The 17,094-nt window shown below is 72.1% G+C and carries 14 protein-coding genes, 1 rRNA gene and 1 pseudogene; 11 read left to right on the top strand and 5 right to left on the bottom strand.

Annotated elements, in window-relative coordinates; genetic code table 11:
* From rrf to ACFRMN_RS36930, 3 genes and pseudogenes are all read left to right on the top strand, one after another.
* A 5S ribosomal RNA gene (gene rrf, locus ACFRMN_RS36940) occupies positions 1-92 on the top strand; the annotation flags it as partial.
* Between the two features lie 159 nt (positions 93-251).
* Positions 252-1,076 (top strand): annotated as a pseudogene (locus ACFRMN_RS36935) (tetratricopeptide repeat protein); the annotation flags it as partial.
* 219 nt (positions 1,077-1,295) lie between these two features.
* Complete coding sequence (locus ACFRMN_RS36930; protein WP_383028490.1) at positions 1,296-2,084, top strand: hypothetical protein; 789 nt, start codon at positions 1,296-1,298, stop codon at positions 2,082-2,084.
* A 78-nt stretch (positions 2,085-2,162) separates the two neighbouring features.
* Here ACFRMN_RS36930 and ACFRMN_RS36925 read toward each other — a convergent pair whose 3' ends face one another.
* Positions 2,163-3,440, bottom strand: coding sequence for a DUF1015 family protein (locus tag ACFRMN_RS36925; protein ID WP_383028479.1), 1,278 nt, complete (start codon positions 3,438-3,440; stop codon positions 2,163-2,165).
* Positions 3,441-3,511: 71 nt separating this feature from the next.
* Here ACFRMN_RS36925 and ACFRMN_RS36920 point away from each other — a divergent pair, with 71 nt between their 5' ends.
* On the top strand, positions 3,512-4,576 hold the full coding sequence (locus ACFRMN_RS36920; RefSeq protein WP_383028476.1) for an HAD-IIA family hydrolase: 1,065 nt from the start codon (positions 3,512-3,514) through the stop codon (positions 4,574-4,576).
* 12 nt (positions 4,577-4,588) lie between these two features.
* On the opposite strand, the gene ACFRMN_RS36915 is transcribed toward ACFRMN_RS36920, so the two are convergent.
* Positions 4,589-5,467: a siderophore-interacting protein gene (locus ACFRMN_RS36915; protein ID WP_383028474.1), complete on the bottom strand. Its 879-nt coding sequence runs from the start codon at positions 5,465-5,467 to the stop codon at positions 4,589-4,591.
* A gap of 66 nt (positions 5,468-5,533) precedes the next feature.
* Here ACFRMN_RS36915 and ACFRMN_RS36910 point away from each other — a divergent pair, with 66 nt between their 5' ends.
* Positions 5,534-6,355: an ABC transporter ATP-binding protein gene (locus ACFRMN_RS36910; protein ID WP_383028487.1), complete on the top strand. Its 822-nt coding sequence runs from the start codon at positions 5,534-5,536 to the stop codon at positions 6,353-6,355.
* A 67-nt stretch (positions 6,356-6,422) separates the two neighbouring features.
* Here ACFRMN_RS36910 and ACFRMN_RS36905 read toward each other — a convergent pair whose 3' ends face one another.
* Positions 6,423-6,770, bottom strand: a complete 348-nt coding sequence (locus ACFRMN_RS36905) for a sterol-binding protein (protein WP_383028471.1) — start codon at positions 6,768-6,770, stop codon at positions 6,423-6,425.
* Positions 6,771-6,812: 42 nt separating this feature from the next.
* Between ACFRMN_RS36905 and ACFRMN_RS36900 the strand changes: the two genes are divergently transcribed.
* The 6 genes from ACFRMN_RS36900 to ACFRMN_RS36875 all read left to right on the top strand — a co-directional run bounded on the left by ACFRMN_RS36900 (position 6,813) and on the right by ACFRMN_RS36875 (position 13,173).
* Positions 6,813-7,235 (top strand): hypothetical protein, encoded by a 423-nt coding sequence (locus ACFRMN_RS36900; protein WP_383028469.1) that lies wholly within the window; start codon positions 6,813-6,815, stop codon positions 7,233-7,235.
* Between the two features lie 36 nt (positions 7,236-7,271).
* A complete protein-coding gene (locus ACFRMN_RS36895; protein ID WP_383028466.1) occupies positions 7,272-8,087 on the top strand; it encodes a TlyA family RNA methyltransferase in 816 nt (271 codons plus the stop codon).
* On the top strand, positions 8,084-8,989 hold the full coding sequence (locus ACFRMN_RS36890) for an NAD kinase (protein WP_129770131.1): 906 nt from the start codon (positions 8,084-8,086) through the stop codon (positions 8,987-8,989). The genes ACFRMN_RS36895 and ACFRMN_RS36890 overlap by 4 nt, the downstream gene beginning before the upstream one ends.
* A gap of 155 nt (positions 8,990-9,144) precedes the next feature.
* On the top strand, positions 9,145-10,899 hold the full coding sequence (gene recN, locus ACFRMN_RS36885; protein ID WP_383028463.1) for a DNA repair protein RecN: 1,755 nt from the start codon (positions 9,145-9,147) through the stop codon (positions 10,897-10,899).
* Between the two features lie 235 nt (positions 10,900-11,134).
* Positions 11,135-11,902 (top strand): hypothetical protein, encoded by a 768-nt coding sequence (locus ACFRMN_RS36880; protein ID WP_383028461.1) that lies wholly within the window; start codon positions 11,135-11,137, stop codon positions 11,900-11,902.
* A gap of 182 nt (positions 11,903-12,084) precedes the next feature.
* The gene (locus ACFRMN_RS36875; RefSeq protein WP_383028458.1) at positions 12,085-13,173 is read left to right on the top strand and encodes a glycosyltransferase family 4 protein; all 1,089 of its coding nucleotides are present in this window, start codon (positions 12,085-12,087) and stop codon (positions 13,171-13,173) included.
* Between the two features lie 16 nt (positions 13,174-13,189).
* Here ACFRMN_RS36875 and ACFRMN_RS36870 read toward each other — a convergent pair whose 3' ends face one another.
* Together ACFRMN_RS36870 and ACFRMN_RS36865 are read right to left on the bottom strand one after the other, a co-directional pair.
* Positions 13,190-14,818: a PucR family transcriptional regulator gene (locus tag ACFRMN_RS36870; RefSeq protein WP_383028455.1), complete on the bottom strand. Its 1,629-nt coding sequence runs from the start codon at positions 14,816-14,818 to the stop codon at positions 13,190-13,192.
* 107 nt (positions 14,819-14,925) lie between these two features.
* Positions 14,926-16,752: a glycoside hydrolase family 15 protein gene (locus tag ACFRMN_RS36865; protein ID WP_383028454.1), complete on the bottom strand. Its 1,827-nt coding sequence runs from the start codon at positions 16,750-16,752 to the stop codon at positions 14,926-14,928.
* Positions 16,753-17,094: the final 342 nt, after the last annotated feature.

The raw sequence follows: 17,094 nt of genomic DNA, 5'->3' as shown, positions 1-17,094 counted from the left end.
CGCCCGGTTACATTCCGAACCCGGAAGCTAAGCCTCACAGCGCCGATGGTACTGCAGGGGGGACCCTGTGGGAGAGTAGGACGCCGCCGAACAATCTTTCATGGACCCGTGGTCCAGCGTTCACGCTGGATCACGGGTCTTTTTTTGTTTCCACCCCTTTTTGCCCGAAGCGCATCGGAAGGCCGATTGCGCGAGAATGACTGCGGTACCCGAAGACAGGAGCCCAACCGATGTCCCCCAACTCCTCCGACGACCGTCCTGAGCGCGATGAGCGCCGCAGGGACAGCGGCGACCGGGGCGGCTTCCGCGGAGGTCGTGACGACCGCGAGCGTGGACCGCGGCGTGATGATCGGGACCGTGGTGGTTTCCGTCGTGATGACAACAACCGCCGTGATGACAATCGCGGTGGCGGGTTCCGCGGTTCGCGTGACGACCGGCCGAGCGGCCCCCGTCGTGATGACCGCTCCGGTGGTCCGCGTCGTGAGGACGATCGCGGCGGTCGCCCCAACACCGGTTCCAGCGGTGGCGGTTATGGCCGTAGGGACGACAGCCGCGGTGGCCGGCCCACCGGTGGGAGCGGTCGGCCGACCGGTGGGGGTGGCGGCGGTTACGGGCGTCGTGACGACCGTCCGAGCACTCCGCGTCGTTCTGATGACCGTGGCGGCTTCGGGCGTCGGGATGACCGCCCGGCGGCCGGGCCCCGGCGTGATGACCGGTCCGGTGGTTTCCGTCGTGACGATCGGCCCGGTGGTCCGCGTCGCGACAGCGACCGTGGAGGGTTCCGTCGCGACGAGCGCCGCGACGACTGGCCTGCTGGTCCTCGTCGTGATGACCGGCGTGATGACCGGTCCGGTGGTTTCCGTCGTGACGATCGGCCCAGTGGCCCGCGTCAGGACAGCGACCGTGGAGGGTTCCGCCGGGACGACCGTCGTGATGACCGGCCGAGCGGCTTCCGTCGGGATGAACGTTCCTCCGGACCGCGCCGTGACGACAGTCGCGGTGGCCGGCCGACCGGTGCCAGCGGTGGTGGCGGTTACGGGCGCCGGGACGACCGGCCCAGTGGCCCGCGCCGTGATGACCGCGGCGGGCGTCCCAGCAGCGGTGGCGGTGGCGGCTACGGGCGTCGGGACGACCGAGGCGGGGACCGCGGCGGATACCGGGGCCGTGACGACAGCCGCGGCGGCGGTTACGAGCGCCGCGACGACCGGGACCGTGACCGCGAGCCCATCAAGCGGCTGCCGATCCCCGAGGATGTCACGGGTGACGAGATCGACAAGAGCGTCCGCCAGGAGCTGATGAGCCTGCCCAAGACGCTCGCCGAGGATGTCGCCAGGAACCTCGTCATGGTCGCGAAGCTGATCGACGAGGACCCCGAGCAGGCCTACGCGTACTCCCGTATCGCGCTGCGGCTCGCCTCCCGGGTCGCCGCCGTACGCGAGGCCGCCGGCTTCGCCGCGTACGCGACGCAGAAGTACGCGGAGGCGCTGGCCGAGTTCCGGGCGGCGCGGCGGATGACCGGGGGTGTCGATCTTTGGCCCGTCATGGCGGACTGCGAACGTGGCCTCGGCCGTCCCGAGCGTGCGATGGCGATGGCCGGTGAGCCCGAGGTGCAGAAGCTCGACAAGGCCGGTCAGGTCGAGATGCGGCTCGTCGCGGCCGGTGCGCGCAGGGACATGGGGCAGATCGACGCGGCCATCGTGACGCTGCAGAGCCCCGAGCTGGCCTCGCACTCCGTACAGCCGTGGACCGCGCGGCTGCGGTACGCGTACGCCGACGCGCTGCTGTCGGCCGGGCGTGAGGACGAGGCGCGGGAGTGGTTCGGCAAGACCATCGAGGCGGACAAGGACGGGGCGACGGACGCCTCGGACCGTCTCGCCGAGCTGGACGGCGTCGAGTTCGTCGATGCCATGGGTGAGGACGAGGACGAGCCCGAAGCCGGGACCGACGCCGGGACCGCTGCCGAGATCGATGCCGATGCTGATGCCGCTGTTGACGTGGTGGAGGATGACATCGACGACGAAATCGAGGCCGAGGCCGACCACAAGGACGGCCACGGCGAGAAGAACGGCCACGACAAGGGCTGAGTGACGATACGAGTGGGCGGCACCCCGGCCGGGGCGCCGCCCACTCGTATGTCGGCCCGGGGGAGGGCCGGGGTCGAGTCAGCCGAGGGCCAGGCTCCGCAGCACCAGCCCCGTCGCCGGCTTGGGACCGAAGGACGTCGACTTGCGCGGCATCGTGACGCCCTGGAGCGCCAGCTCCCGTACGACGTCCTCGCGCACCGGGTGCATCAGGACCGCGGTGCTGCCGTCGTGTTCCGCCTTGCTGACGGCCGCCTCGGTGTCATGGATGTAGGCGATGTGCTCCGGGGCGTCCGGGATCCGCCAGATGTGGTCGAGCAGCGTGGCATGGAGGACCGTCGCGTCCAGGCTCCGCCAGGCCGCCGGCCGGTCGGCCGGGACCGTACGCGCGAGCAGGCTCCCGTCCGGCCGGTCGATCAGCCGGAACCGGCCGTCCCCGGCGAGCAGGAACGCGTTGCCCGAGGCCGCGGCGTCGGCCAGCGCGTCAAGTGCCTCCGGGAGCGGCCCGTCGACCGTACGGATCCGGAAGGATCCCCCGAGGGCCGCCACCGCTCGGTCGACGGGCAGCCCGTGCAGCAGCCGGTGGATGGAGCGCACCTGGAGCGGGTAACGGGCCGTGTCGATCAGCAGCACCAGACCGTAGCCCCAGGGCCCGGGGGCCGGGTGCTCGTCCCGCAGCCGCAGATACGTCGCCCAGCGGTGATGACCGTCGGCGATCAGGGCCTGGTGGTGGGTGAGGTCATCGGTGATCTCCGCGAGGTCTCCGCGGTCGGTGACCGACCACAGCCGGTGACTGAAACCGTCCTCCGTGGTGGTGGCGAGGAGCGGGTGGCGGCGGACGGTGCGCTCGATGACAGCTGCCGCGCCGCCCGGCTCGACCCCATTCCGGTACGTCAGCAGCAGCGGTTCCAGATTCGCCGCGGTCGTGCGCATCAGAGCCGCGCGGTCCGCCACGACATCCGGCATCACGTCCTCGTGCGGCAGCACGATGCCGTCCGCCGGGGCGGAGAGAGCCAGGGCCCCGATCACCCCGCGCTGGAGCAGTTCGCCCCTGCGCTGCTCGTACACGTACAGCGCGGGTTCCGGATCCGGGGCGAGGATGCCCTCCGACAGCCACTTTCCCAGCGTCGCCGCCGCCTGGCGGTGGCGGTCCTCGGGGGTGGCGGCCTGCGGCAGGATCAGCCGGACGATGTTGTGCGGATCCGCCGACTCCAGATGGTGCAGCCCGTCCGGCCTGACGACCACGTCGTACGGCGGCGAGGTCACCGCGGAGAGACTGCCGATCCGCTCGGGGACATAGCGGAGTCCGCGGAACGGAATCAGCCGCAGCCCCTTGTCCGCGGGACCTGTTGTGTTCATTCGGGCATCGTATGTGCGGTACGGGGATGAGCGATGATCGGGGGATAACCCGAACGAGGAGCGTAAGACGGATGAGCCAGCAGAACAGGACCGGGCCGAGCGGGAGTACGAGAGCGCTGAACGAGGCGTACGACACGGCTCTGCTCGATCTCGACGGGGTCGTGTACGCGGGCGGGGAGGCCATCGCGTACGCGGTCGAGTCGCTCAACACGGCCCGGGACGCGGGGATGCGGCTCGCGTATGTCACCAATAACGCCCTCCGGCCGCCGGACACCGTCGCCGCGCATCTGACGGAGCTCGGCGTACCGGCCGACCCCGCCGATGTGATCACCTCGGCGCAGGCGGTGTCCCGGCTGATCGCCGACCAGCTTCCGCAGGGGTCCAAGGTGCTGGTCATCGGCGGGGACGGGCTGCGGATCGCGCTGCGCGAGCGCGGCCTCGTACCGGTGGAGTCGGCCGACGACGACCCGGCCGCCGTGGTGCAGGGGTACGGGGGGCCCGGTCTGGCGTGGGGACGGTTCGCCGAGGCGTGCTACGCGATCAACCGCGGTGTGCCGTGGTTCGCGTCCAACACGGATCTGACGATTCCCAGCGCGCGGGGGATCATGCCGGGCAATGGCGCGGCGGTCGAGGTCGTACGGATCGCGACGGGCGCCGAGCCGCAGGTCGCGGGCAAGCCGCTGCCCCCGATGCACCGCGAGACGATCCTGCGGACCGGGGCGAAGCACGCGCTGGTCGTCGGGGACCGGCTGGACACGGACATCGAGGGGGCGTTCAACGGCGGGGTCGACTCGCTGCTCGTGCTGACCGGTGTGACGGACGCGGCCCAGTTGCTGGCCGCCGAGCCCCGGCACCGGCCGACGTATGTGGACGCGGATCTGCGCGGACTGCTGACCGGCCAGCCCGAAGTCACCGAGGTCACCGCGGTCACCGAAGCTGCGGGGGCTGTGGGAGCCACGGGGGCCTTCGGCTGTGGTGGGTGGACCGCGTACGTCGGCGGCGGCGCGCTGGTGCTCGACGGGGACGGCGCGGCGCTGGACGGGCTGCGCGCGCTGTGCGCGGCGGCCTGGACGGACGCGGGCGACGGCTCCTGCACACGGGACGCGGGCAAGGCGCTGGCGAAGCTCGGTCTGTGACGGGCCGCGTGGCTACGCTGCTTCCGCGGCGGCCATCAGATGGTCCTCCGAGGCACCCCGGCGCCAGTAGCCGCTGAACCTGACGGCTTTACGGTCGAAGCCGCGTTCCGCGACGAGATGGCGGCGTACGGCCTTCACGGTCGCCGACTCACCGGCGATCCAGGCGTACGGGATGCCCCCGGGCAGAGCGGCGGCGCGGATCGCGTCCACGGTGGCGGGCGGCGCGTGGTGGTCGCGTGTCAGCCAGACGATCTCCGCGTCGGCCTTGGTGGGGAGTTCCTGGCGGTCGGCCGGGTCATGGACCTCGATCCAGACCCGGGCCGGCATCCCGGGCGGCAGGGATTCCAGGATCCCGGCGATGGCGGGTACGGCCGACCCGTCGGCGGTCAGCAGGATCCAGTCGGTGCCCTCCGGGGGCCGGAAGTCATAGCCGGCGTTCTCCTCTTCGACCGGTGCCAGTACGGAGATCCGGGCGCCGGGCCGCGCCGCTCGCGCCCAGCGCGTGGCCGGACCTGACGCGGCGTCCACTGCCGTACCACCACAACCGCCGTCGCCGGCGGCGCCGTTGCCCTCCGTACCGTGGAGAGCGAAGTCCATGACCAACTCGTTCGGCTCGCGGCGCAGTTCGCGCACGGTGTACGTACGCATGATGCCGCGTGCCTCGGGGTCGAGCTCGCGCCAGGCGTCGTACCAGTCGGCCCGCGCCGGGTCCGGCATGACCGGTTCGCGCTCGCCCGGCCGCGGCAGGAACAGTTTGACGCGCTGGTCGCGTCCGGCCGTGGCCATACGTGCCAGGTCCGGGCCGCCGAGGACGACCCGGGCCATCGACGGGGTGACGCGCTCCGTGCGGAGGACCTCGACGGAGAAGAACTGGTAGGGGGCGTCGGTCATGGGGGCCTCTTCGCCTTTCCCTCAACGAGATCGATTGCGAGGGTAGGCTAACCTAACCCGGTGACGATGCAGCGCCTCACCGCGGAATCGGTGACCCTCGGCTACGACCAGCGGATCATCGCCCGCGAACTCTCGGTCGGGATTCCCGACCGGTCGTTCACGGTGATCGTGGGACCGAACGCCTGCGGCAAGTCGACTTTGCTGCGCGCGCTGTCGCGGATGCTCAAGCCGTCCGACGGGCGCGTACTGCTGGACGGCACGGCCATCCACTCCCTGCCGGCCAAGAAGGTCGCCAGGACCCTGGGGCTGCTGCCGCAGTCGTCCATCGCGCCCGACGGCATCACGGTCGCCGATCTGGTGGCACGCGGACGCTATCCGCACCAGGGGCTGCTGCGTCAGTGGTCGCCGGAGGACGAGCGGATTGTCGAGGAATCGATGGCGGCGACCGGCGTCGGTGAGCTCGCCCGTCGCTATGTCGACGAACTGTCCGGCGGTCAGCGCCAGCGGGTCTGGATCGCGATGGCCCTCGCCCAGCAGACGCCGCTGCTGCTGCTGGACGAGCCGACCACCTTCCTCGACATCCAGCACCAGATCGATGTGCTCGACCTCTGCGCCGAGTTGCACGAGACACAGGGCCGCACGCTCGTCGCCGTCCTGCACGACCTCAACCACGCGGCCCGGTACGCCACCCACCTCATCGCGATGCGCGACGGCCGGATCGTGGCCGAGGGCGCTCCGGCGGACGTTGTCACGGCGGAGCGGGTGGAGGAGGTGTTCGGGCTGCGTTGCCAGGTCATCGATGATCCGGAGACCGGTACGCCGCTGGTGGTGCCGGCGGGGCGGCGGGCGCGGCGGCCCGTACCCGTACCCGTACTGTCGGAGAAGTAGGCCCAGCCCCCGGCCGCCCCAGCCCCCGGCGCGGATCCCTTGAAGCGGATCCATCGAACCGGATCCGTCAGAGCAGCGACCTCAGCCGCAGCAGATCACGGAAACCGGTCTCCAGCTTGACCCGGCCCGAGCCCCAGGCACGGGCGAAGTTCAGGTCACCGTCAACCAGCGCGACCAGGTCGTCGCCCGTCATGGCGAGTCTGATCTCGGCCCTCTCCGGTGGTGGTCCCTCCACGGTGTCGGTCACCACGATCCGGCCGTCCACCAGGCGGCCGGTGAACGTGATGTCCAGATCCGTGATGTGGCAGCTGAGCGAACGGTCGAGGCCGGCCGCGGTGCGGACCTTTCCGTCCGCCTGCGCCAGATTGTCAGAGAGCTTGTCGAGTGCGCTGCGGCACTCCTCCATCGTCGCCATCGCGATCGACGGTACCGCAGTGCTTCGCGGTAGCGTCTGGGCATGGACGACTCGATGGCGGGCCCGGCCGGGCAAGGGTCCGGAGAACGGCCCGAGCGGGAGCCGGAACAGGAGCCGGACCGGGAGCCGGACCGGGACACCGGGGCGGCCGGACCCGGCGCGCTCGACCCCGCGGCACCCCGGCCCCTCGGTCTGGAACGGGTCCCGACCGGCGACGCCGAGGTGGACGTGCTGCTGACCCGGCTCGCCGACGCCGACCACCTCCCCGCGGACGGCCATGTCGAGGTGTATGAGGATGTACACCGGGGCCTGCGCGACGCACTGACCGCGCTCGACGCACGTCCGGCACCTCAGGGCGTCCCTGGACCTCAAGGCTTTCAAGGGCCTCACGGGCCTCAGGCGCCCAGGGGGCCTCACGGACCTCAGGGGCCTCAGGGACCCCGGGGGCAGCCGACGCCCCGCTGACTTCTCCCGCGTACGACCACAGGAGCTGAACCGAACGTGGCTGGACTGGCACGCCGCCGTCTCGATGCCGAGCTGGTACGCCGTAACCTCGCGCGCTCGCGTGAGCACGCGAGCCAGCTGATCGCCGCGGGCCGGGTGACCGTCGGCGGCACCACCGCGACCAAACCCGCGACCCAGGTGGAGACCAGCGCCGCCGTCGTCGTCACCGAGGACGACGGCGATCCCGACTACGTCTCGCGCGGCGGGCACAAACTCGCCGGAGCGCTGGCGGCCTTCGTACCGCTCGGCCTTGAGGTCGCCGGCCGCCGGGCGCTCGACGCCGGCGCGTCCACCGGCGGGTTCACGGATGTCCTGCTGAGGGCGGGCGTCGGCCATGTCGTCGCGGTGGACGTCGGTTACGGTCAACTCGCCTGGTCGCTGCGGAGCGATGAACGCGTCACCGTCAAGGACCGTACGAACGTACGCGAGTTGACGCTCGAAGCGATCGAAGGGGAGCCCGTGGATCTGATCGTGGGGGATCTGTCGTTCATTCCGCTGGGGGTGGTGCTGCCCGCGCTGGTGGGCTGCGCCGCCCCGGACGCCGACCTCGTGCTGATGGTCAAGCCGCAGTTCGAGGTGGGCAAGGAGCGGCTGGGCAGCGGAGGGGTCGTACGCAGCCCCGAACTCCGTGCCGAGGCCGTAAGGACCGTGGCACGGCGCGCGGGTGAACTCGGCCTCGGGGTAAGGGGAGTCACCGCCAGCCCGCTGCCGGGGCCCTCCGGGAACGTTGAGTATTTTCTGTGGCTCAAGGCCGGAGCGCCCGAACTGGATCCGGCCGATGTCGACCGTGCAGTGGCGGAGGGACCCCGTTGACGTCGAACGCAGAACGCACCGTATTCCTGCTGGCCCATACCGGCAGACCCGCGGCGATCCGCAGCGCGGAACTCGTCGTGAACGGACTGGTACGCAGCGGTCTCGGCGTACGGGTCCTGGCGGCGGAGGCGGTAGACCTGCCGCTGCCCGAGTCCGTGGAGACAGTCCCCGACGCCACCCCCGCCGCCCTCGACGGCTGCGAGCTGCTGATCGTGCTCGGCGGGGACGGCACGCTGCTGCGCGGCGCCGCGTTCGCGCGGGCCTCGGGCGTCCCGATGCTCGGGGTCAATCTGGGCAGGGTCGGCTTTCTCGCCGAGGCGGAACGTGACGATCTGGACAAGGTCGTCAACCGCGTCGTCACCCGCTCCTACGAGGTCGAGGAGCGGATGACCATCGATGTCGTCGTGCGCAGCAACGGCGATGTCGTCCACCGGGACTGGGCGCTCAACGAGGCCGCCGTACAGAAGGTCTCACCGGAGCGGATGCTCGAAGTCGTCCTGGAGATCGACGGGCGGCCGGTCACCGCGTTCGGCTGTGACGGGATCGTCTGCGCCACCCCCACCGGATCGACGGCGTACGCCTTCTCGGCCGGCGGGCCGGTCGTCTGGCCGGAGGTCGAGGCCCTGCTGATGGTGCCGATCAGCGCGCACGCGCTCTTCGCGAAGCCGCTGGTGACCTCGCCGACCACGGTGCTGGCGGTGGAGGTGCAGGCGAACACCCCGCACGGGGTGCTGTGGTGCGACGGGCGCAGGACCGTGGAGCTGCCGCCGGGGGCCAGGGTGGAGGTACGGCGCGGAGCCGTCCCCGTACGGCTGGCGCGGCTGCATCACGCCTCGTTCACCGACCGGCTGGTGGCCAAGTTCGCGCTGCCGGTGTCGGGCTGGCGCGGGGCGCCGCACTGACCGGAGCGGGCCGACGGCATGACCGATAGGACATAGGGGAGTTTCCGGGTGGATTCGGTGTGTATCGCACAGGCCGCGCGCCGCCCGGACACTGCCCGGTCGAGGGAATCGGGGGTGGGGTCCGTCGCGCGGGGCCTCCCGGACCTCGTATGGTCATGACCGTGTTGGAGGAGATGCGGATACGGTCGCTCGGAGTCATCGACGACGCGGTCGTCGAGCTGTCACCCGGCTTCACCGCGGTGACCGGTGAGACCGGCGCGGGCAAGACCATGGTCGTCACCAGTCTCGGACTGCTGCTCGGCGGACGCGCCGATCCCGCCCTCGTGCGGATCGGCGCGAAGTCGGCGGTCGTGGAGGGGCGGATCACCCTCGCCGCCGGTGCTCCGGCGACCCTGCGCGCCGAGGAGGCGGGGGCGGAGCTGGAGGACGGCACGCTGCTCATCAGCAGAACCGTCTCCGCGGAGGGGCGCTCGCGCGCCCATCTCGGCGGGCGCTCCGTGCCCGTGGGCGTCCTGGCCGAGCTGGCGGACGACCTGGTCGCGGTGCACGGCCAGACCGACCAGCAGGGGCTGCTGAGGCCCGCGCGGCAGCGCAAGGCGCTCGACCGGTACGCGGGTGACGCGGTCACCGTTCCGTACGCCGCTTACACGGAGGCGTACCGCAGGCTGCGCGCCGTCGCCTCGGAGCTGGACGAGCTGACCACCCGGGCCCGTGAGCGTGCCCAGGAGGCCGATCTGCTGCGCTTCGGGCTGAACGAGATCGCGGCGGTCGAGCCGCGGGCGGGGGAGGACATCGAACTCGCCGCGGAGGCCGAACGTCTCGGCCACGCGGAAGCGCTCGCGTCCGCCGCCTCCGTGGCGCACGCCGCACTCGCCGGCAACCCCGAGGACCCGGAGGGCGTCGACGCGACGACCCTGGTCGGGGGCGCGGGCCGGGCGCTGGAGGCCGTACGGTCCCATGACCCCGCGCTGGCCGGGCTCGCCGAGCGGATGGGCGAGATCTCCATCCTGCTGGCGGATGTGGCCGGTGAACTCGCCGGATACGCGGACAATCTGGACGCCGATCCGCTGCGGCTGGCCGCCGTGGAGGAGCGCAGGGCCGCGCTCACCGGGCTGACCCGTAAGTACGGCCAGGACATCGCCACCGTCCTGGCCTGGGCCGAGGAGAGCAGCGCGCGGCTGACCGAGCTGGAGGGCGACGACGAACGGATCGGCGAGCTGACGGCCGAGCGTGACGCCCTGCGGTCCGAGCTGTCCGCTCTCGCGCAGGCGCTCACCGACGCGCGTACGGCGGCGGCGGCGCTCTTCGCGCAGGCCGTCACGGCGGAGCTGGCCTCGCTCGCCATGCCGCACGCGCGCGTCTCGTTCGACATCCGCCAGACCGAGTCCGCCGACGAGGCGGACGGGGTCGAGGTCGGCGGGCGCTCGGTGGTGTACGGGCCGCACGGCGTCGATGAGGTCGAACTGCTGCTGGCCCCCCACCCGGGCGCCCAGCCCCGGCCGATCGCCAAGGGCGCGTCCGGCGGCGAGCTGTCACGGGTGATGCTCGCGGTGGAAGTCGTCTTCGCGGGCTCCGACCCGGTGCCGACGTATCTCTTCGACGAGGTGGACGCGGGCGTCGGCGGCAAGGCGGCGGTCGAGGTGGGCCGACGTCTTGCGAAGCTGGCCACCTCGGCGCAGGTCGTCGTGGTCACGCACCTCCCGCAGGTCGCGGCCTTCGCCGACCGGCAGCTGCTGGTCGAGAAGACGGTGGACGGCTCGGTGACGCGCTCCGGGGTGACGGTCCTGGAGGGCGAGGACCGAGTACGGGAGTTGTCGCGGATGCTGGCGGGTCAGGAGGACTCGGAAACGGCGCGCGCGCACGCGGAGGAACTGCTCGCCACGGCGCGGGGTGCCGCCTCCGGCGGCTAGGTCCTGTCTTCAAAGTAGCGCCGTCCGCCCGGAGGGTGGGCTCGGAGGCGGTCGGTGCGTGCGATCGCAAGGCGGAGGGTCGCCCCAGTACTGGATGTACTGGGGTGATCCCGACAACGCGGCGAGCGTGCGTGCCGGGCGTCGCCGAGCAGGCGGGACTTTGAAGACAGGGCCTAGGTCCTGTCCGGACAGGACCTAGGAGTACGGGTTGTTGCCTGGGGATAGGCTGGTCCGTATGGCAGCCAGGGGCGGCAGGGCCGTCGCGTTCGTCAGCGCGCTGGGGGTCACGCGCGCCGTATATGAAGTGCTCCGTGAACGGGCGCCCGGAGGCCCGGGGTTCGGGCGGCGTACCAACTACGCGGGGCGCACCGTTGATCTGTACGCGGGCCCCGCGACCGCCCTCGGCGCCGCCGCCGGAGCGGCCGTCCCGGCCGGCGCGCGCGGAGCCGTCTCGCTGGCCGTGCTCGCCGCCGCGGCCTGCGGGGCGTACGACGACCGGGCGGGCGCCGGTGATCCGCGCCGCGGCTTCCGGGCGCATCTGACCGCGCTGCGCGACGGCGAGGTGACCAGCGGAGCGGTGAAGCTGTTCGGGATCGGGGCCGCCGCGCTGGTGGCGGGCGGGCTGCTCAAGGAGCGGCCGGTGGACCGGATCCTGGCCGGTGTGGTGATCGCGGGCAGCGCGCACTGCGTCAACCTGCTGGACGTACGCCCGGGACGGGCCTGTGTCGGAGTGCTCGCCCTCGGCGCTCCGGGGCTGCTCCGGCGCGGTACGGCGGGGGCGCTGGCCGCCGTGCCCGTCGGCGCCGCGGCGGCCGTCGTCACCGACGACCTCGGCGAGCGTACGATGCTCGGCGACACCGGCGCCCACGCGCTCGGCGCGGCCCTCGGAGCCGCCGTCGTCGCGGGCAACGGCCGGGCCGGTCTGGCCTTGCACGCACTGGGAGTTGTCGCCGCGACGGCGTACGGTGACCGGGTCGGCCGGCGCGCGTCCTCACCCATGTGAGTGATCCAGGCACCGAGTTGAGGCGCCGGACACACGAACGACGCACCGGCGGTGCCGGAACGTGCGTACGGACTGGCATCCTTGGCGCAGTGACTCTCGGGGGTCCGGCCGCGCCGATCAGGACACCTCGACCGTCCGTCTGTCCCCCCTTCCCGATTTCCCGACCCAGGAGCCTTGGCCACGTGACACAACTGCGTACGGTCCAGGTACTTGGCGGCGGCAGCGCGGGCAGCAGCGCGCACGTACGCTCGCTGGCGGCCGGTCTGGCCGCCAGGGGAGTGCGGGTGACGGTGTGCGCCCCCGCCGAACTCGACCGCGCCTACGACTTCCGCGGTGCCGGGGCGCAGCACGTACCCGTACCCCGGCGCAGTGATCCGGCGGCCGTCGCGGCCCTGCGGGCGGCCTGCGCCGGCGCGGACGTGGTGCACGCGCACGGCGTGCACGCCGCCGTACGGACCGCGATCGCGCTCGGCGGTATGCGCGTACCGCTGGTCGTCACCTGGCACACCCGCGCGCACGCCGAGGGAACGCGCGGCCGGCTGCTGCGGCTGATGGAGCGAAGGGCCGCCAGAGCGGCGGCCGTTGTGCTCGGCACCTCCTCGGAACTGGTCGACCGGGCCCGGCAGCGGGGGGCTCGCGACGCCCGTCTGGCGCCGGTCGCGCTGCCCGCGCCCCACCGGCCCGCCGACGGTCCCGAGAACAAGTCGCGCGCCGAACTCGGCGCGGTCGAACGCCCGTTGCTGATGGCCGTCGGCAGTCTCGTACCGGACAAGGGATACGACACACTGCTGGACGCGGCCATGATCTGGCGTCACCTCGATCCCATGCCGCTGGTCGTCATCGCGGGCGAGGGACGGGAGCGCGCGAGACTCCAGCACCGCATCGAGGACGCCGAGTTGCCCGTGCGGCTCATCGGCCGCCGCGACGATATCTCCGAACTCCTCGCCGCCGCCGATGTCGCCCTGCTGCCGAGCCGCTGGGAGGCCCGCTCCGTCCTCGCGCAGGAGGCGCTGCGGCTCGGGGTGCCACTGGTCGCCACGGCGGTCGGCGCCGTTCCCGAACTGGTCGGCGACGCCGCGGAACTCGTACCGTACGGGGACGCGGCGGCCCTCTCCGACGCGGTGATACGACTCCTCGACGATCCCGAGCGCCGCCGGGAACTCGCCGCGGCGGGCCGGGCGCAGGCGACGAGCTGGCCGACGGAGGACGAGACCGTCGCGCAAGTGCTGTGCGTCTACGACGAATTGACGCAGCCCCCGCGATCCCACTGAACCGGGGCGGGCCGCGTCAGAGCGTGTGACGTCTCGCCCGCAGCGCCAGGCTCAGGGCCAGTACCGTCTGCGGATCGTCCAGGTCCGTGCCGAGCAGCTCCGCGATCCGCGCCAGCCGGTTGTAGAGCGTCTGGCGGTTCAGATGCAGCTCACGCGCCGTCTCCGCCTTGCGGCCCGCGTGGGCCAGATAGACCTCAAGGGTGGGCAGCAGCGGAGGGCGTGAGGTCCGGTCGTGCGCGCGCAGCGGACCGATCGCGCGGTCCACGAAGGCCGCCAGATCAGGGTGTTCACGCAGCCGCCACAGCAGCAGATCGATATCCAGCCGGCGTGCGTCGTACCAGGCGCGGTCGGGCAGTCCCTGGGCCGCCGTCGCGGTCTCCGCCGCGTGCCGCAGCCCCGCGCTCGCCGCCGCCCAGCCGCCCGCGACACCGACGACCACCACCGGCGGCTGCGCCCCGGGACGCTCCAGTCCGGCCCGCTCCACACCCGCGCGCAGCGCCGTCGCGACCCGGTCGGCCACCGCCGTACGCTCGGACTCGGAGCGCAGACCCAGCAGCAGCGGAACCCGGCCCTCCACGGGCCGTACGCCCAGCAGCACCGGTACCCCCACCGACGACAGCTCCTCCAGCACGGCCCTGGCGAGCAGCGCCCAGTTGCCCGACGGGGCCGACTCGGGGGCCAGCCGCATCACCACCGGCAGCAGCGGCCCCTCGCCCGGCTTGAAACCCAGCACCTTCGCCTGCGCGGGCGCGTCCTCGGCGAGGATCCGGCCCTCCGCGAGATCTGTCAGAAAGTCGCCACGGCCACGCGCCGCCAGCTCCTCGTCCTGACGGGCCTGCATCAGGACGACCGCCAGGATGTCCGCCGCGCGCTCGGCCGCCAGCCGGTGCACCGGCAGCGGCGGCGCCGATACGGCGGGCAGCACCAGCCGCGCCCGTACCGCCCCGGTGCCGTGCCCGCCGCCGGGGACATCCACCAGCACCGCGCCGGCGGGCGGTCCCGCCTCACGCGCCGCCCGCTGGCCGCGCAGCCCCTCCCAGATCTGGAGCGGATCGGCGGCGGCCGGACCCGCGCCCGGGGCCGCCGCGTACAGCAGGCGTCCCTCCGCCGTCTCCAGGAAGACCGGATTGCCGGCGAAATCCGCGAGGATACGGAGCACCTGCGGCACCCCGCCGCCGTCGAGCAGCGCTTCCGTGCACCGCCGGTGGACCTCCTCGGCCTGCCGCAGCAGCGCGTAATGGCCGTTCACGATCTCGGTGTGCACCTCTTCGGTGACCGAGACGAACGGCACCTCGCGGTGCAGTTGCACCAGCGGCAGCCCGGCGGCCCGCGCTGTCTCCACGACCGTCGCGGGCAGCCGGTCGAACCGGGACCCCAGCTCCACCACCAGCGCCGCGATCCCGCGCTCGGCGAGCCTGCGGACGAAGACCCGCTGTTCGGCCGGGCGGCTGCCCAGCCCGATGCCCGTCGTGAGAAGCAGCTCGCCGCCCTTGAGCAGGGACGCGATGTACGGCACCTCACCCGCGTGCACCCAGCGCACCGTACGGTCCAGCCGGTCCGCGCAGGCGACGACCTCGGGCAGGCCGGCCCGGAGCCCCGGCAGCTCAAGGGCCCGCCGCACGGTGATTCCGCCCTGACTGTCCATGACGCCGGAGGCTACTGGAAAAGAGCGCGGGGCCCGGACCACGGCGGTTGCCCCACCGTTGTCCGGGCCCCGGAGCCACACGGGCCACACAGGGCCCGGTGCGGGCATCAGCCGCCGTACGCCCCCGAAGCCGTCAGCCTCAGCGCCGTATCGATCAGCGGGACATGGCTGAACGCCTGCGGGAAGTTCCCCACCTGACGCTGGAGCCGGGAGTCCCACTCCTCGGCCAGCAGCCCCAGATCGTTACGGAGCGCGAGCAGCTTCTCGAAGAGCTTCCTGGCCTCGTCCACCCGCCCGATCATCGCGAGATCGTCGGCGAGCCAGAACGAGCAGGCCAGGAACGCGCCCTCGTCGCCCTCCAGACCGTCCACCCCGGCGTCCTCGCCCGAGGTCGGGTACCGCATGACGAAGCCGTCCTCCGTGGACAGCTCCCGCTGGATCGCCTCGATCGTGCCGATGACCCGCTTGTCGTCCGGCGGCAGGAAGCCCATCTGCGGAATGAGCAGCAGCGACGCGTCCAGCTCCTTGGAGCCGTACGACTGCGTGAAGGTGTTGCGCTCCTTGTCGTACCCCTTCTCGCAGACATCGCGGTGGATGTCGTCCCGCATCTCGCGCCAGCGCTCCAGCGGCCCGTCGGCGTCGCCCGACTCGATCAGCTTGATCGTGCGGTCGACCGCGACCCAGGCCATCACCTTCGAGTGCACGAAGTGCCGGCGCGGACCGCGCACCTCCCAGATGCCCTCGTCCGGCTGGTCCCAGTGCTTCTCCAGATACTGGATCAGCTTGAGCTGGAGGACGGAGGCGTAGTCGTTGCGCGCCAGACCGGTCATATGCGCCAGATGCAGTGCTTCGGTGACCTCGCCGTACACATCCAGCTGGAGCTGGTGCGCGGCGCCGTTGCCGACCCGGACCGGCCCCGAGCGCTCATAGCCGGGCAGCCAGTCGAGCTCCGCCTCACCCAGCTCACGCTCGCCCGCGATCCCGTACATGATCTGCAGATTCTCCGGGTCGCCGGCGACCGCGCGCAGCAGCCATTCGCGCCAGGCGCGGGCCTCCTCGCGGTAGCCCGTGCGCAGCAGCGAGGAGAGCGTGATCGCGGCGTCGCGCAGCCAGGTGTAGCGGTAGTCCCAGTTCCGCACGCCGCCGATCTCCTCGGGCAGCGAGGTCGTCGGCGCCGCCACGATCCCGCCCGTCGGCGCGTAGGTCAGCGCCTTGAGCGTGATCAGCGAACGGACCACCGCCTCCCGGTAGGGGCCGTGGTACGTGCAGTGCTCGACCCATTCGCGCCAGAAGTCGGAGGTCGCCTCCAGCGAGCCCTCCGGGTCGGGCAGCGCGGGCGGCTGCCGGTGCGAGGGCTGCCAGCTGATCGTGAAGGTGATCCGGTCGCCCGGCGCCACCGTGAAGTCGGAGTACGTCGTGAGGTCCTTGCCGTACGTCTCGGCGTCCGTATCCAGCCAGACCGAGTCGGGCCCCGCGACGGCGACCGTGCGGTTGTCCACCTTGTGGACCCAGGGCACGACCCGCCCGTAACTGAACCGCATCCGCAGCGCGGACCGCATCGGCACGCGTCCGCTGATGCCCTCCACGATCCGGATCACCTGCGGCGCGCCGTCACGCGGCGGCATGAAATCGGTCACTCTCACGGTGCCGCGCGGGGTGTCCCACTCCGATTCGAGAATCAGTGAGTCTCCGCGGTAGCGGCGCCGGGTGGCCCGCGGCGGTACGGAACCCGCGGGATGGGCGGGGCCCAGCCGCCAGAAACCATGCTCATCGGTGCCGAGCAGAGCCGCGAACACGGCATGCGAGTCGAAGCGGGGCAGGCACAGCCAATCGACTGTGCCGTCCCGGCAGACCAGGGCAGCGGTCTGCATGTCTCCGATGAGTGCGTAATCCTCGATGCGCCCGGCCACGTGCATCTCCAGTCGAACGGCCATGTCCGCCCCGTGGGGCGCGTACTTCGGTCAAGGGTCGTTGACGAGCTCTATTTCCGGGAAATCGGGCGGGAATGGTGCCGTTTGCCGGCCGGACTCGGCAGCGAATGTTTGAGCAGGATACGACGCACGACGGGGCTCTGCGCCACGGTCCCGACAACATCGGTCCGCCGAACGGGCGGGTCAAGGGTGACTCGCGGGAAAAAAGGCCGACTCGGGGGAAAGGCTCATCGGATGCGGACGGCGGCGCGTGGCCGGAAGCACCCTCCCCTCGGCGCTGATACCCTGGTAGCCCGTGGACCGGTGGACTCCCTGCACGCAACGGGGCCCCGTACCCGCAGCGAC

Source organism: Streptomyces sp. NPDC056835, from assembly GCF_042789485.1.
Classification (GTDB): domain Bacteria; phylum Actinomycetota; class Actinomycetes; order Streptomycetales; family Streptomycetaceae; genus Streptomyces.
Note: the sequence above shows the minus strand (reverse complement) of the source record. Positions and strands in the feature narration are given on the sequence as shown.